Genomic DNA, 857 nt, shown 5'->3' on the forward strand with positions numbered 1-857 from the left:
GGATTCGAACCCGTGTTACCGCCGTGAAAAGGCGGTGTCTTAACCCCTTGACCAACGGACCGGAGTTGTTATTTTCAACTCTTACTATTATACCGACTTTTCTTACTTTGTCAACACCTTTTTTTAATTTTTTTTAGAAGTCTTGTAATGTTTCCTTCAGCTCTCTGAGAAGGGCTTTGCGACCTTTAAATCGTTCGTCTGCCCAGAGGCGTTCATAGGCTTCTTGCTTATCTTCTGGTAACTTTCTTCTATAAGTATTCAACAATTCATGGAGGGCGTAGTAATCATCCAACCACAATCCTCCTTCTGGTAGGCGATGACTAATCTCCCCTACTTCTTCATAGGCCATCCGGTCTAGGCGACGCTTTTGACTCTCTTGTTTTCTGACACTATCAAGGATTCGATTCCGAAATTTTGTTTTGAAGTAAACGTAGAGTTTCTTTTCTTCTTCCACTAGTTCTGGATGGTGTTCTAGAAGTTCATGGAGACAAATCATGCCTTCTTGGTCCCAGTCTTCTTTTTCCCATAGATGAAGATAATAATCTTTTCGGCATCTATGGACAATACCTTTTACCTTCTCATAATACTTTTCAAGCATTTGCTTTCCCCCTTTCTCTGCTTTTAGTTTAGCAGAGAAAGGGGGAAAGAGGGGCTTTGGTTTCTGTTTTGTGTTTTTTTGAGTCCAAGGTGTATCAGGAAGTATTGAGGAAGACAGATGAGAGATAAAAAGAGGCTCTATAATTTCTGTAGTGGGTAAAACCACCATAGGAATTATGGAGCCTATTTTGTTGTAGAAAAAAAGTCCCATAAGACCTATAATGAAAAGCGACCAAACCATCATTAGAAAGAATCTTATG

General features: G+C 39.8%; 1 protein-coding gene. It reads right to left on the bottom strand.

Annotation, left to right across the window (positions count from 1 at the left end; translation table 11 throughout):
* Positions 1–133: 133 nt before the first annotated feature.
* A complete protein-coding gene (locus tag QM867_RS10710) occupies positions 134–598 on the bottom strand; it encodes a sigma-70 family RNA polymerase sigma factor (RefSeq protein WP_153225791.1) in 465 nt (154 codons plus the stop codon).
* Between the last annotated feature and the right edge of the window lie 259 nt (positions 599–857).

Origin of the sequence: Streptococcus infantis, from assembly GCF_047463635.1 — a bacterium.
GTDB classification, from domain to species: domain Bacteria; phylum Bacillota; class Bacilli; order Lactobacillales; family Streptococcaceae; genus Streptococcus; species Streptococcus infantis_W.

What these genes read in the sequence shown, in the direction of transcription:
- QM867_RS10710 (WP_153225791.1), bottom strand. Translation starts at nt 598, where the DNA reads ATGCTTGAAAAGTATTATGAGAAGGTAAAAGGTATTGTCCATAGATGC.